The sequence below is a fragment of the Gaetbulibacter sp. PBL-D1 genome (genome assembly GCF_050509525.1).
Lineage (GTDB): Bacteria > Bacteroidota > Bacteroidia > Flavobacteriales > Flavobacteriaceae > Gaetbulibacter_B > Gaetbulibacter_B jejuensis.
The window spans coordinates 22,132-37,512 of record NZ_JBNWKB010000003.1 but is presented as its reverse complement, the minus strand read 5'-3'; the positions used below and the strand labels follow the sequence as shown (position 1 = coordinate 37,512).

Below are 15,381 nucleotides of genomic sequence, written 5' to 3'. Positions count from 1 at the left end.
ATAGTAGTTTGAGAATCCTTCGGGAATGCTTCGGGATTTCTTTGTAAAATAAGGTGTTTGCCGAAGAAACCTCGAAGGAAAGTAGGAGGATAGTGGGAGAGATTGTCTATTTGACAAAAGTGTATAAGGTGTTTTTTTTGAGACGTAAGAGAGTAGTGTAATGGGTGTAGAATGGCTTTAAATTTAATAATATTCAAATATTTACGGTTTTCCTTTAATTAAATTCCTACAATATTTCGTAGATTTAAAATCTCCCTTTTAATTAAGTTAATAGATAAATAACAATGCCATATTTATTCGGCAATAGTTGTTTGTATTTTATAATTTAAAATAAATTTATATGATAAATAAAATTAAACGCTTAAAAAATCTTGCTGTTTTTAAGGATTTTAATTGGGATGCGGAAGTTAAAAATGAAAGCGATGAAGTTATTGAGTTAAAAAAAACTAATATAATTTATGGTAGAAACTACTCTGGAAAAACAACTTTGTCTAGAGTGCTACGAGCAATGGAGACAGGCGAAATTTCTGATAAGTATGAAAATCCTGAATGTTGTATTTGTATTGCTGAAAATGATGATGTCCTAGAAACAGATTTTACTTCACATGAAAAAGTCATTCGAGTCTTTAATGATGATTTTATAAAACATAATTTAAAGTTTATTAATAATTCAAATGAAGATGTACAACCGTTCGCAATACTTGGAGAAGACAATAATGTTATAGAAGAAGAGATTAGAGTATTAAAAGAAAAATTAGGTAACGATGAAGAAGAGCACGAAACAGCGTTATATAAAGATTTAAAGACACTTGAAACTATATATAATACTGCAAATCAAAGTCATTCAAGAGCTGAAAGTACATTAGCTGGACAATTAAATGATAAAGCTATTGGCAATACAAATGGAATAAAATATAATTCTGAAAAATTTGGAGACATAAATTATACTAATGCTAAACTTATAAGGGAGATTAATATTGTTAAAAGTGAAAGTTATACATCTATTTCTGATGAAGAAAAAACATTGAACGAAAAAATCCTTTTAGAACAATCTAAAGATGATATTCCAGAATTAGAAGAAATTAAATTATCGTTTGAAGAGTTTGCCAATCGAGTGAAAGAATTAGTTACAAAACCTATTGCTCAATCTAACAAAATAGAAGATTTAGTTAAGGATGCTATTTTAAATAAATGGGTTAAAGAGGGTCGTGAACTTCATAAGAATAAGTTAGATATTTGTGCTTTTTGTAATAGCGAAATTACTGAAACTCGTTGGGAAGAATTAGAAAAACATTTTGATGAAGAATCCGATAAGTTAGAGAAAGAAATAATTAATTTAATTACTAATATTAAAAACGAAATTGAAATATTTAATTCTATTGAACTAATAAAAAAAGAAGATTTCTACACAAAGTATAATGATGAATTTGATGCGCTAAAAGTAACATTTGATAATAGCATTGCTGAATATCAAGACAGCCTTGGCTCATTAATTAGTCAATTAGAAAAAAGAAAAAATGACATAATTAATACGAAATCATTCGAACTACCAACAAGCGCAATATCAAAAATTGAAAAAGCTATAGAAAACATTGAAGAGTTACGTTTAAAATCAAATAAATATACCGATAAGTTAAGCAAGGAGAAAAATGAAGCAAAAGAAAAACTTCGATTACGTGAAATCTATGACTTCATTGATACAATTAACTATGATGAGCAAAAAACAAATATAGCTACCCTTAAAACTGCACTAACAAATGAAAAAAAGAAAAGAGATGATAAAGTTGAAGAAATCAAAGAAATTCTTGAAGCAATAGCTACAAAACAAAGAGAATTAAAAGACGAGAGTAAAGGTGCAGACAAAGTAAATGAGTTTTTAAATAGTCATTTTGGACATAAGTATTTAACTCTGAAAGCAATTGAAGTAGAAGATTCTGAAACTGGAGTTAAGCAATATAAATTTGAGGTACACAGAGAAAATACAAAAGCACATCACTTAAGCGAAGGTGAGATTAGTTTAATTGCATTTTGTTATTTCATAGCTAAGCTTCAGGATATTGACACAAAAGGTAAAAAACCAATTATATGGATTGACGATCCTATTTCAAGCCTAGACAGTAATCATATTTTCTTTATTTACACATTAATAAACACTCAAATATATAAGGATGATGATTTTGAACAGTTGTTTATATCTACACATAATTTAAATTTTCTTAAATATTTAAAAAGACTACCAAAGGCAAATTATGATGATAGGAATCCAGAGACAAGAAAACTCTACAGATATTTAATAATTGAAAGAAATGATAAAGAATCGACTATCAAAATGATGCCAAAGTTTCTCAAAGATTATGTTTCTGAATTTAATTATTTATTTAATCAAATATATAAGTGCTCAACATTAGAAAATGTTAATGATGAAAATTATACAGCATATTATAATTTTGGAAATAATGCACGTAAGTTTTTAGAGTTATTTCTCTATTACAAATATCCTGATAACACTAAACATATCGAAAAAATGAAAAAGTTTTTCGGTGATGAAGCAATACCGACAGTACTAACAGATAGAATAAATAATGAATATTCTCATTTGAGTGGAACATTTGAGAGAGGCGAAGCAGTTGTAGAAGTTCCTGAAATGAATACAGCAGCAAAATTAATTATTGAAAGAATAAAAGCTCAAGATAATGAACAATATGAAGCTTTATTAAGTAGTATTGGAGTCTCTTTACCAGAAGAAACTGAAGCAAGTACAACTTAAATAGCTATAGTAAATAATATTAAAATGAATAGTGAAACTCAAATAAAATGCCCAAACTGTGGCACATCAATAGATGTACAAGATATATTAACTCATCAACTTGAAGAAGAAATAAAACAAAAATATCAAACTCAAATTGCTGAAGAAAAAAAGAAATATGAAGCAGAACAAAAGAAGTTAAATGAAGATAAACTTGAGTTTGAAAAAAAGAAAAAACAAGAAAATGAGCTATTTCAAGAACGATTAGAAAATCAGTTAAAAGAAGAAAAGAAAGAAATAGAATTAAAACTAAAACTTAAATTAAAAGAAGAACAATCTGAACAATTTGATGCTTTACAGAAAGAATTGAATGAAAAGTCAGATCAAGTAAAAGAATTGAATCGTTCTAAAGCAGAGATTGAAAAGTTAAAGCGTGAAAAAAATGAACTAAAAGAAGCCGCTGAAGCAGAAGCACAAAAGAAGCTAAATGAAATACTAATTGCTGAAAAGGAGAAGATTAAAAAATCTGAAGAAGAAAAGAATGAATTACGTTTCAAAGAAATGCAAAAGCAACTGGAAGACCAGAAAAAGCTTACTGAAGAGATGAAACGTAAGCAGGAGCAAGGTTCGATGCAACTTCAAGGAGAAGTTCAAGAGTTAGCAATAGAAGAGTGGTTACAATCAAAATTCCCATTAGATACAATTGAGGAAATAAAAAAAGGAGTTAGAGGAGGAGATTGTATTCAAATTGTCCATACAAGAACAGAACAAAATTGTGGTTCGATATATTATGAAAGTAAGAGAACTAAAGATTTTCAACCAAGTTGGATAGAAAAATTTAAAGCTGACATAAGAGATAGAGGAGCAAATATTGGAGTTTTGGTAACAGAGGTTATGCCATCTGATATGGATAGAATGGGATTAAAAGATGGTATTTGGATATGCAATTATGAAGAGTTTAAAGGGCTTTGTGTTGTTTTAAGAGAAGGTATTATACAGGTAAATAATGCTGTTATAACTCAAGAAAATAAAGGAGATAAAATGGATTTGCTTTATGACTATTTAACAAGTAGTACATTCAGAATGCAAATAGAAGCTATTGTTGAAGGATTTACACAAATGAAATCAGATTTAGATAGTGAGAAACGTTCAATGCAAAGAATTTGGAAACAAAGAGAAAAGCAAATTGAAAAGGTTGTAACCAACACAATTGATATGTATGGTTCAATTAAAGGAATAGCTGGAAACGCTATACAATCTGTAAAAGCATTAGAGCTACCAGGAACTGATGATGAGTTAGAATTAGATTTATAGAAATATGTCTTTAAAAAAGAAAGAAGATTTTATTAAAGAAATAGAATTGAATGAAGATTTTCAAAAGACATTTAAATTATTGATTGAAAATGAAGTCGAAATTGTGGAGCGAATTTATAAGAATAGTGCAGAATGGGATAAAGCTTTTTTAGCCAAGTATAAAAATAATATTATTGAATTTAGTTTTTCAACAGGTGCTGACAAAAGAGAAACTAAATGGTTGATTTCAAAAGTATGGGAAAGTTTACAAGAGAATAACTAAGTATTATATGAAATAGAATTTCGATGTTAAACTCGGCCTCATATATATTTCACACATATTACTATTGTCTTATAATTTATATTATGTAAAATAAAATTTTATAAAGTCTACTCTGTGTAACGAAATAATGATACACAATAAAAAAAACGTTAGTTGGTATTCTCTAACTGGTTATGATTTATACTTGTATTTACAGTGTTATGACTTTAAAGATTTCATATCAATTACAAAGCGATACTTCACATCGCCTTTTAGCATACGCTCGTAGGCAGTATTTATCTCTTGGATGTTAATCACCTCAACATCTGAAGTAATATTATGCTTTCCACAAAAATCCAGTAACTCTTGGGTTTCTGCAATTCCACCAATTAAAGAACCAGCAACCGATTTACGTCCCATAATCATTGGAACGGTTACCAACATTGGGTCTAATGGTCCTAAATAACCAACAACTACTAATGTGCCATTGGTATTAAGTGTACTGATGTATGTGTTTAAATCATGTGCATAAGGAACTGTGTCAATAATAACATCAAAAGCACCTGCAACACTTTGCATTTGAGCGTCATCTGTGGAAATAACAACCTGGTCTGCTCCTAGACTTTTAGCGTCTTCTATTTTATTAGTAGACCTTGAAAATAATGTAACGTGCGCACCTAAAGCATGTGCTAGTTTAATAGCCATATGGCCCAAACCACCAAGCCCTACAACAGCTACTTTACTGTCTTTACCAACATTCCAATGTCTTAAAGGTGACCATGTAGTAATACCTGCACACAATACTGGAGCAATTCCTGCTAAGTCTAAATTCTCAGGGACCTTAAGTACAAAGGCTTCATCAACAACTATAGTTTCTGAATAGCCTCCATGTGTATTGGTTTGCAAGTGTTTGTCAAAACCTCCATACGTACCAACCCATTCAGGACAGTATTGTTCTAAGTCATTTTTACAATTATTACAGGTTCTGCAAGAATCTACCAAACAACCTACAGCTACCAAATCACCTACTTTATAATTGCTAACCTTGTCTCCTACTTTGGTTACTTTTCCCACTATTTCATGACCAGGTACTACTGGGTACTGTGTCATTCCCCAATCATTTTTAGCAAAATGGAGGTCTGAATGACAAACACCACAATACAAAATGTCGATTTCAACATCAGTTGGTGTTATTTCTCTTCTATCTATTTTTAAAGGTTTTAAATCGGCTTCAGGAGATTCTGAACCATAAGCCTTAACTACTGTTGCGTTCATAATACAATGGATTATTAGTGAGTACTAAAAATACAAAATATCAATCAAACAACTTGTCTTTACTATAAGAATACTAAGTTTTGAAAAAGAACAATTTGCTAATAAGCAGCAGCATCTGCTTTTAATATAATATCTTTTGTAGCAACTAGCATATCGCCTTCTTGAGTGGTAGTCAATAAACAATCAATACCTTTACGTTTTAAGCGTTTACGACAGGTTTTCGTGATTAATGGGTCATTGTCAAACATGAACGCAGATAAGTTATAGGCTTTTTCTCCTGGAACTTTAACAATAGGAAAGATTTGCTTTGGGCTTCGTCTTTCAGGTTGTGTTATAGGAATAATGGCTTCTCCAGGCATGAAAGTGTATAAAGTATATGTTCCGTTTGCATCAGTTTTTACCCAACCTCTATGTTCAATATACTTTTTACCATGTTCTTTTTTAATGTCATACTCTCCTGCTTCATCAGCATGTTCAATGTACAACACAACATCTTTTGCAGGTGTAACACCATCACTTAAATAAATGGTTCCTGTAAGCTTAAGTTTGTTGGTTGTAGCGTCAAACCCTGGAATTGTGTCAACATTGTTTAAGTTAACTTCGGTGTAATCGTAAACAGGACTACGCTTTTTATAGTTGGTTGGAATTTCATCTGCAATACTTGCGGTTAATAGTGTGTTTTGTGCAAAAGCAGTACTTGCAAATAACGTTAAAAACAAAAGTGTAAATACATTTTTCATGGGACATCATACTTTTAATCCTTTCAAAATTAACGCACTAACACGCTTTAAACATAAAAATCTTATGAACGTAATAATTTTACGATAAAAGGACACCAAAAACCATTAAAGGAAAAAATCACCGCTATAATGCATTGCCGAATTATTGATAATTGCCCTCTCCATCTACTTTTTGAAACTATTTGCACTTCTTTTACACTTTTTTGACATTTAAAAACACTGCTCCTGCTAGTTTTACTGATGAATTTTAAATCACATCATCATGAAACGAATTGTTATTGCATTATTACTAGTGTCAAGTATTTTAACCCTTAACGCACAAAACAACTTTACTATAGATACTGAACAGAGTGTCATAAACTGGAATAGTTCTATGCTGTTTAGTTTTGGAGGTCATCATGGAACAGTTAAGTTTAAAGATGGCTATCTAGAAAGTGATAAAGGCTATATTACTGGTGGACGCTTTACAGTGGATATGAATACCATTATCAATACCGATGGAGAGTTTAGTCAAAACTTAGTTGACCATCTAAAGAATGACGATTTTTTTGATGTTGAAGTGTACCCTACTTCTACTCTAGTAATTACCAAAGCAAAGTATATGGACAATGGTAAAATACACATGGATGGAAATCTCACTATCAAAGGCATTACTGAGTCTATACGTTTTGAAGCTTTAGTGGAGAACGAGTTTAGCATGATGGGAAATAACAGAAAGCTGGTTACTAAGTTTAAGATTGACCGTACAAAATGGAATATTATGTATGGTGCCAAAAGCATTATAGATATTAAGGATTATGCTATTTCTGATGCTATTGAGTTTGAAGTTGAACTATTTTACTAAATAATTATGCTAAAATCATTTATCCTTATTTTATTTGGTGTTGCCACTTCTCTGCTAGGTTGTGGTAACACCAATAAGACTGCAACACCTATGGTTACAGTTGAAGCTTCAACTAATGATAATACTGAAAAGCGTTCCATTTCTGCAGAATTAAAAGCTAATGGTCATTTGCCAATTGAAGAACAAGTAGCGCTTTACCTAAAGCTAAAAGAGGAAAATCCTACAGCTTATAATTTTGATAATGAAGATGAACTAACCATGTATGGTTATGGGTTTTTATGGAATAATCAAACAAATGCAGCTTTAGAAATATTTAAGTTGATTGCATCTCAGTTTCCTAATTCGTCCAATGCATATGATAGTTTAGGAGAAGCTTATATGAAAAAGGGAAATATGGAGTTGTCACTAAAAAATTACGAGAAGTCTTTAGCTATGAATCCTGATAATTTTAATGCTGAAGACCAGATTGAACGCATTAAGTTTCCAAACAAGAAACCGATTACTCCACAAGAAAAGTTTGTTAAGGTGTATTCGGTTGAAGACTATAAAGCAGACTTAGACCAACTAGGACACAAACTAATAGAGATTAATCCTAATGCACTTAAGTTTATTTCTAAAGAAGACTTTTGGGCTATTATCAATCAAAAAAAGTCACTAATAACACCACAAACTACTTATGGTCAGTTTATATGGCATTGTAGTGAGATTATAGCAAGTATCAATTGTTCACATACTACATTGGGAGGATTTTGGCAAGAGAGTGAAATGCTAAAGGATGTTAGCCTTATTTTTCCATTGCAAACACGTTGGGTAAACGATAAACTCTATGTGGTAGATGCAATGAGCAATTCTGATATGGTAAAACCAAAAGATGAACTACTGAGTATTAATGGTATAACAGTTTCAAAACTTGTTAATGACATCTATAAACACATTGAATCACAAGGATATACAGAGACTACCAAGAAGCATTTCTTTAACAATTGGTCTACTGAACTTATTCCGTATGCACTTAGTTTTCCTAAAACGTATACGATTACTATTAAAGGCAATGAGAATCCAATTATACTAAACAAAGCAAAAGATTTTAAGGCGCCTTACAGAGATAATTCAATTACACCATGTGAAGCTAATTTGTGTTTAGAGTTTTATGATGATACAGCTACTGCACTTATGACTATTAGTTCGTTTAACTATTACCCATGGAATAACCTTCAGGAGTTTAAGGATTTTATAGATTCTAGTTTTAAAAAGATTGAAACCAGAAACATTGAAAATCTAATTATTGACTTACGTTTAAATGGAGGTGGTTCTGCGGAGTCTAGTATTTACTTATTGAAGCATTTAGTGAAAGCACCATTTAAATACTTTGTAAACTCAATGCATTCCTCAGAACATGAAATTCACCAACCAGTTTCCAATACGTTTAAAGGCAACTTGTATTTTATGATTGACGGAAACGGAAAATCAACAACAGGTCATTTTATGGCTTTAGCAAAAGAGTTGAGCTTAGGAACTATAGTAGGAGAAGAATTAGGCTCTAATCAGCTTTGTACAGCAGGACAAACAGTATGCCGATTGAAGAACACAAAACTACAATACTATGTCGCTAATACAGCAAGTAGAGTTGCTGTTAAAACACTACCTGACACAACTGGAGTATTGCCAGATATTGCAGTAATACAACCAATTGAAGACTATTTGAATAATATCGATACCGTTAAAAATCATACTCTAAAACTTACCGAAACAAAATGAAACATTTACTAATATGCTTTGCAATTTTAATAACTACACTAGTTAGCGCTCAAGATGAAACGCATCAAAATCTTTTGGTAACAGATAGTACTTGGGCTAAGGAAGTATTTAAGTTTCCTATTGGTTTTGCTCAGGATATTCCATATTCAGGTTTTGAAGAAGCTCAATTTCCGAAAGGTTAGGGAACTAAAGATAGTCCTACGTTTTGGTCCTATGCTTTTGTTTGGCATATAGAAGGTGAAATTGACATTAAATGTCACTGTAGAAGAGCATTACTGTAAAGAAAAGAATACTACTCTACTCCTTTTTAGGTTTTCACCAAAGTCTTTTGATGATAGCATTTGGAATGAACTGAATACCATAACTCTTAATAACAATGTGTGCTATTAATCACACTTGCTTTCTATTGAATCTAGAAAATAGAACAAGTTTCTTTTTGGTATTGATAAAATACACTCCTGTAAGCAATATTACAGCTGCCAATACTGATTGAACTGTGATCGCTTCATCTAAAAAATACCACCCTAAAAACAACGCAACTATTGGGTTGACATAAGTAGATGTCGCTACTTTTTCAGGAGATACGGCTTTTAATAAATAATTAAACGAGGTAAACGCAACAATACTTCCAAATACAATAAGCAATACCATAGATATTTGAACATCAATACTCCAAACATCTGGTGTGGACCACCTTTCCCCAAAAGCTAAACTAGCAATGAAAAGCATAATGCCTCCTGTAAACATTTGATAACCTGTATTGATAAAATAATTGTTTGGTAAATCGGCTTTACCCACAAACAAACTACCATAAGCCCAACTTAGCATACAAGCAAAAATCATAATCATACCTAATATGGAGTTTTCTTTAGCTATAATTTGTTTTTGACTTACTAAAAGGTAAATACCAACAATACCAAGAGCAACACCTATTAATGACATAGGTTGTATTTTTTTGCCTTGTAAAATTCTCATTAAAATAAGAATAACCAAAGGTTGTGCTGATATTTCTAAAGCTGCAAAACCACTATCTACATATTTTAAAGCCCAAACCACTACTCCATTTCCAAAAGTTAGAAACAAAAAGCCAGCAACCATTGTATTAAGCAGTTGCTTTTTGGTTATTTTTATAGAGATACCCATAGTTTTTGCAATCCCAAAAATTAAGATGCCTGCAACTGTAAATCTAATTGATGCTAGCATAAATGGTGGTAACTCCATTACTGCAATTTTGTTAAGTAAATAGGTAGATCCCCAAATGACGTATATAGAAAAGAACGCCAATACAATGAGTAATTTGCTTTTAGGTTGGCTCATTTAATGTGTTCGGTAACTTTATTTAGTTAAATAGTTATATAAAGATTCTTTAATAATGTGTTTCCAACCTCCAGTAAAATTAGATTTTTCAAAATCTGGATGATCAGGAAACGTTTCAATACCTTCATGCGTTACAGTAATAGTAGTAGATTTAGCATTGCCATCTAAATAAAACGTTACAAAGGACTTCCCTACATAACCTTTATATTCCCAACTATACTGTAGCTTCTTTAAAGGAATAACTTCGGTAATTTCACACAGGTGATTAAATTGCTCACCTGTGTGTCCATAACCTATAAATTCAAATTTAAACCCTTTTTCAGGTAAAAACTCTTCAAGTTCAAAATACCAGTTTTTCATCTGGTCTTTATGTGTTATTGCTTTCCAAACACGTTCAATTGAAGTGTTTACTTTTTGCGAAACAGTAACGATTTTATCTGACATTGAAATTTAAGTTTTAGTCTTCGTTTTCGTAACCACGACCAGGAGTATATGGAGCTCCTGATTTTATGAGTTGCTCTTCAAGTTTTTTAATATCAACATTGTAAATCACTTCTAACTGTTTCTTTATAGCATCAATTTGTTTTTTTGCAATTGCATAGCTTGTTTTGTGAGTTTCAGTAGGTGTTGATGTTGAATACTTTTGCTCATAACTTATGGTTCCTAATCGGTTTGCAGGACTTAATAACTGGTCAATATCTAACTTAGATTTTACACTATCTCCATAAAGGCTAGTGCTAATCGTTTCTAAGTTCTTTTCTATAGCATTAATAGAAGCGGTTAATTGTGCAAATGGTAATTCTGAACGTTTAACAGCTTTCTTCATGTATCTAATTTTGTTGTTCATTTCACTCATCATACTTTGGCAAGTTCCTAAGTCTGATTCCAATTGAGAAATCTGCTTTTGAAAAGCAACTTTAGACGCTCGGTCTTCTGCAGGTAAAATAGTATTATTTAAAGGCTTAACCTTAAAAGTTACAGGGTTAACTAAGCTAGTCATTTCTCCATCTTTATATAGTTGCATGTCAACAGTATAATTACCAGGTTTTACTAAAGTACCTTCGTCTTTATTTGCCCAAGGATTGTAAAAATCGGAACTATTAAAATTAATAGGATCTTGTAGTGTGTATCTCAAATCCCAGTGAAAACGTTGCAATCCTTTGCTTGGAGCTACAAACTCTTTCTTTACTACATTACCCATTTCATCTTTAATAGTGAATACAAGCTGTACTTCCATTTCATCACGTTCAGCTTTTAACTCGCTGTATGTAGGATAAGGTGTGTTGCTTTTTGACTCAATAAGCTTCTTCTCCTTCGCTTTTCTTTGGTCTTCTAAAGATTTGTAATCGTCATTATAATAATAGGTTATCATAACTTCAGGACCTAAGTTTGGAGCGCTAAAAAAGTTATCTCCTTGAAATGCTTTTCCTGGTAAGCCTAAAGGTAAACTCTTTTCCCACATATAAGCATCGCGTATTGGGTAAATGGTAGCAGTTTCAGTTGGTGTGCTATTTTTTACTTCTCTAAGTGACGAATAATCATCTAACACATAAAATCCACGACCAAAAGTACCAAGTACCAAATCGTTTTCACGTTCTTGAATTGCAATATCTCTAACAGCAATAGTAGGTAGTCCGTTAGCTAGTTTTTTCCAACGTTTACCACCATCTGGAGAGAAATATGCTGAAAACTCCGTACCACAAAAAATCAAGTTGCTGTTAACATGATCTTCTTCAATAGCATACACGCTACCACGTTCTGGTAAGTTATTGCTTATGCTAAACCATGTTTTTCCTTTGTCGTTTGATCTAAATATATAAGGCTTAAAATCACCATATTTATGATGATTGAATGCTGCATATATAACATTTACATCATGTCTTGATAAATACACATTGTTGACATAAGACTGTTTTGGCGCTCCTGAGATGTTAGATACTTTTCGCCATGTGCGACCACCATCTTCAGTGATTTGGATTAGACCATCATCAGTTCCAATAGCAATAAGGTTTTCATCAATTGGAGATTCTGACAAGGCAACAATAGTTCCGTAAGGTGATGTTGAACCATTTTTAGCAACTGCATCTATACTCACCACTCTATCATACACTTTTAATGTGTTTCTGTCAATTTGTTGTGTTAAATCGTCTCCTAAAACTTCCCAGCTATTTCCATAGTCGTTAGATCTAAACACCTTATTAGCTGCAAAATACACACGACCTTTAGCATGTTTGCTTACTGCTAATGGAGCATCCCAATTCCAACGGTATGCATTTTCATTTTCACGCTCTTTAGGTTGAATACCAACAATTTCACCACTCTTTTTATCGTATCGTACTAAAAACCCATATTGTGATTGCGCATAAACTAAATCTGGATTGTAAGGATCTATTTGAGATTCAAAACCATCTCCTCCATTAGTGATAAACCAATCAAAATTTGTAATACCATGATCTGTAACTACTCTTGATGGTCCTCCAAGACTAAAGTTATCTTGAGTACCACCATACACATTATAAAAAGGTTCAGCATTATCAACTGCTACTTTGTAAAATTGCGTTACAGGAAGATTTTCTTTAAAATCCCAGTTGTTGGCAGCATCAAAGGTTTCGTAAATTCCGCCATCACAACCTACAAGCCAGTGCTTGTTATCGTTAGGGTCAATCCAAATACTATGGTTATCAACGTGCTTAGTCACTTCACCAACCATATTAAAGGTTTTACCTCCATCTCTAGTTGCACTCATCCAAGTATCCATAGAGTATACTGTGTTCTCCTCTATTGGGTCTGCTATAATTTCTTGATAATAGTTTCCGCTTGTAACGTGGTTGGATTGCTTTTCCCAGCTTGCACCTCGATTTGTAGATTTAAAGAATCCGCTTTTTCCTTCTGCAGCTTCAACAATGGCATAAATAATTTCAGGGTTTGCAGGAGAAATAGCTAAACCAATACGTCCTAATTCAGTTTTAGGTAATCCGTTTTCAACTTTTTGCCATGTTTTTCCACCATCTGTAGTTTTGTGTAATCCAGATCCTGGACCACCACCAACATAGGTATAAACGTGTCTTCTTCTTTGAAGTGTTGCTGCATAAAGCACATCAGGATCTCTTGGGTCCATTACTAAATCGGTAACACCTGTATGTTCGTCAATAGTAAGCACAGCTTCCCAGTTTTCACCACCATCGGTAGACTTGTACAAACCTCTGTCTCCTCCTTTACTCCAAAGCGGACCAATTGCAGCCACGTAAATAATGTTAGAATCGTCTGGATGCACAATAATTTTACCAATGTGTTCAGAGTTTTTTAATCCCATGTGTTTCCAGCTTTGACCTCCATCAATAGACTTGTAAACACCATCACCATAAGATACAGATCTTTGGTTGTTATTTTCTCCAGTACCAACCCAAATCACATTAGTATTGTTAGGATCAATGGTCACGCAACCTATAGAATAAGACCCTTGACCATCAAAAATTGGTGTGTAATGGTTACCAGCATTAGTAGTTTTCCATACACCACCAGAAGATGAAGCTACATAGTATTCAAAAGGATTATTAGGATTTACAGCAATATCTGATATTCTACCAGAAGTTAATGAAGGTCCTATATTCCTCCACTTTAATCCACTTATAGTAATTTCGTCAAGTGGCTGTTTGTCTTCTTTTTTGTTCTTTTGGGCATGCGTAAATTGTAAGCCTAAACTCAAGCCTACAATCATTAAAATGGTTGATTTTTTCATGAAGAAAATAACTTTAAATTTTTGGTTAGTGAATTTATAAAAAATAAAAGCGAATACCTGTTTTAATCTTATAAATTTATTAATAGATTTCAGCAATAAGTTTTTAAAAAAAAATATTAGATGTCTTCGGATAGAGTTAAACATTTTCATTATAAGTTATTTAAACCGTATGGTTACCTTAGTCAGTTTATGAGTAATGCAAAACATGAACAGAAGAAAAAGTTTTTAGGGGAACTATATGATTTTCCTAAAGGTACCATGGCTGTTGGTAGATTAGATAAAGATTCAGAAGGGTTGTTACTCTTAACTACTGATGGACAAATTAGTTATACAATAACTAGTACAGCTGTTGAAAAAGAATATTATGTACAAGTTGATGGAGATATTACTAACGACGCGCTAGAGCAACTTAAAAAAGGTGTCGACTTGAGTCACAAAAAAGACATTTATACTACCCAACCCTGTAAGGCTTACAAACTAATTGAAGTCCCTGATTTTCCTGAACGTAGTAAAAGTATACGTGATGATAGGCATGGTAAAACCTCATGGGTTTCAATAACTATAACAGAAGGTAAATTTAGACAAGTAAGAAAGATGACTGCTGCAGTTGGTTTTCCTACGCTACGATTAGTTAGAGTTAGAATTGGAGCTATAACACTTGAAGGACTTAACTATGGAGAAGTTAAAGAAATGGATAGTTTGGTATAAGTTTACTCTTCAGCTTCTTTGGTAACAACAATTGTAGCTTTAACGCCTGTGAGTAAGTTCCATTGTTTTGATGACACTAAATTACCTTTATCATCATAAACCTGAAATTCTGCAGTATTTGGACCAGATTCTCCTTGGTTTAGGGCTAAGAACACGACTTTGTTAAACCCTTCAACTAGAGGAATATTAAAAGATTTATAATTAGAAGTCAATACTAAACTTGGAATAATAATGTCGTCGTTAACATAAACTCTTACTCTGTCTCCATCAGGAAACTGGTGGTCTCGACAAATGATGTTTACAAATTTTCCGTTAACCCTAAAATCACCTAAAAAAACATCATCCATTGAAGCTGGTTTTATCGCTTGGTCAACTGCTGTTTTGTTCCAGCGTTTTTCAAAAATGGTTCCAGGATTTAAAAGTTTATTGTCGTCAATCATTGAAAACTCGTTTTTCAACTCTTTAACTTCAACTTTACTTTTATACGGAATTCCGCTAATGTGCTTTTCGCCTTTGGTAATGGATGCCTTCTCGTTTGGTTTTATCTTTAAATCAGGAGGTAATGAATCTTTTTTCTTGGTTTCTTCAGCAGGAATAGGTATTGATTTCTTCTCGTTATCAACTTGTGCATTAAGCTGAAACGAGAACAACATACATAAAGCTATTACTAATTTAAGATTCACTTTGGGCATATGATAA

General features: G+C 32.3%; 13 protein-coding genes. 7 read left to right on the top strand and 6 right to left on the bottom strand.

Annotated features, from left to right (window positions below; translation table 11 throughout):
- The first annotated feature begins 340 nt into the window (after positions 1–340).
- From ACQ0RB_RS03300 to ACQ0RB_RS03290, 3 genes are read left to right on the top strand one after another with little or no spacing between them, the layout of a single operon-like run.
- Entirely contained in the window at positions 341–2,767 is a 2,427-nt protein-coding gene (locus ACQ0RB_RS03300) for an AAA family ATPase (RefSeq protein ID WP_430496466.1), read from the top strand.
- 24 nt (positions 2,768–2,791) lie between these two features.
- Positions 2,792–4,060, top strand: a complete 1,269-nt coding sequence (locus ACQ0RB_RS03295; RefSeq protein ID WP_430496464.1) for a DUF2130 domain-containing protein — start codon at positions 2,792–2,794, stop codon at positions 4,058–4,060.
- A gap of 4 nt (positions 4,061–4,064) precedes the next feature.
- Positions 4,065–4,322 (top strand): hypothetical protein, encoded by a 258-nt coding sequence (locus ACQ0RB_RS03290; RefSeq protein ID WP_430496462.1) that lies wholly within the window; start codon positions 4,065–4,067, stop codon positions 4,320–4,322.
- A gap of 198 nt (positions 4,323–4,520) precedes the next feature.
- On the opposite strand, the gene ACQ0RB_RS03285 is transcribed toward ACQ0RB_RS03290, so the two are convergent.
- Entirely contained in the window at positions 4,521–5,576 is a 1,056-nt protein-coding gene (locus tag ACQ0RB_RS03285) for an NAD(P)-dependent alcohol dehydrogenase (protein ID WP_430496460.1), read from the bottom strand.
- Between the two features lie 98 nt (positions 5,577–5,674).
- Positions 5,675–6,316 carry a hypothetical protein gene (locus ACQ0RB_RS03280; protein WP_262732839.1) on the bottom strand — a complete coding sequence of 214 codons (642 nt, stop codon included), beginning with the start codon at positions 6,314–6,316 and terminating at the stop codon, positions 5,675–5,677.
- Between the two features lie 262 nt (positions 6,317–6,578).
- Between ACQ0RB_RS03280 and ACQ0RB_RS03275 the strand changes: the two genes are divergently transcribed.
- Genes ACQ0RB_RS03275 through ACQ0RB_RS03265 form a run of 3 tightly spaced genes read left to right on the top strand, consistent with a single transcriptional unit; the run spans position 6,579 to position 9,100 of the window.
- Entirely contained in the window at positions 6,579–7,160 is a 582-nt protein-coding gene (locus tag ACQ0RB_RS03275) for a YceI family protein (RefSeq protein ID WP_262732840.1), read from the top strand.
- A 6-nt stretch (positions 7,161–7,166) separates the two neighbouring features.
- Positions 7,167–8,918, top strand: coding sequence for a S41 family peptidase (locus ACQ0RB_RS03270; protein ID WP_430496458.1), 1,752 nt, complete (start codon positions 7,167–7,169; stop codon positions 8,916–8,918).
- On the top strand, positions 8,915–9,100 hold the full coding sequence (locus tag ACQ0RB_RS03265; RefSeq protein ID WP_430496456.1) for a hypothetical protein: 186 nt from the start codon (positions 8,915–8,917) through the stop codon (positions 9,098–9,100). Before ACQ0RB_RS03270 ends, ACQ0RB_RS03265 begins: the two co-directional genes overlap by 4 nt.
- A 208-nt stretch (positions 9,101–9,308) precedes the next feature.
- On the opposite strand, the gene ACQ0RB_RS03260 is transcribed toward ACQ0RB_RS03265, so the two are convergent.
- Genes ACQ0RB_RS03260 through ACQ0RB_RS03250 form a run of 3 tightly spaced genes read right to left on the bottom strand, consistent with a single transcriptional unit; the run spans position 9,309 to position 13,974 of the window.
- Entirely contained in the window at positions 9,309–10,235 is a 927-nt protein-coding gene (locus ACQ0RB_RS03260) for an EamA family transporter (protein WP_430496454.1), read from the bottom strand.
- Positions 10,236–10,253: 18 nt separating this feature from the next.
- Positions 10,254–10,679 carry an SRPBCC family protein gene (locus tag ACQ0RB_RS03255; protein ID WP_430496452.1) on the bottom strand — a complete coding sequence of 142 codons (426 nt, stop codon included), beginning with the start codon at positions 10,677–10,679 and terminating at the stop codon, positions 10,254–10,256.
- Positions 10,680–10,692: 13 nt separating this feature from the next.
- A complete protein-coding gene (locus ACQ0RB_RS03250; RefSeq protein WP_430496451.1) occupies positions 10,693–13,974 on the bottom strand; it encodes a VPS10 domain-containing protein in 3,282 nt (1,093 codons plus the stop codon).
- Between the two features lie 120 nt (positions 13,975–14,094).
- Here ACQ0RB_RS03250 and ACQ0RB_RS03245 point away from each other — a divergent pair, with 120 nt between their 5' ends.
- Positions 14,095–14,682 carry a pseudouridine synthase gene (locus ACQ0RB_RS03245; protein WP_430496449.1) on the top strand — a complete coding sequence of 196 codons (588 nt, stop codon included), beginning with the start codon at positions 14,095–14,097 and terminating at the stop codon, positions 14,680–14,682.
- 2 nt (positions 14,683–14,684) lie between these two features.
- On the opposite strand, the gene ACQ0RB_RS03240 is transcribed toward ACQ0RB_RS03245, so the two are convergent.
- Positions 14,685–15,374, bottom strand: a complete 690-nt coding sequence (locus ACQ0RB_RS03240; RefSeq protein ID WP_430496447.1) for a hypothetical protein — start codon at positions 15,372–15,374, stop codon at positions 14,685–14,687.
- Positions 15,375–15,381 lie beyond the last annotated feature (7 nt).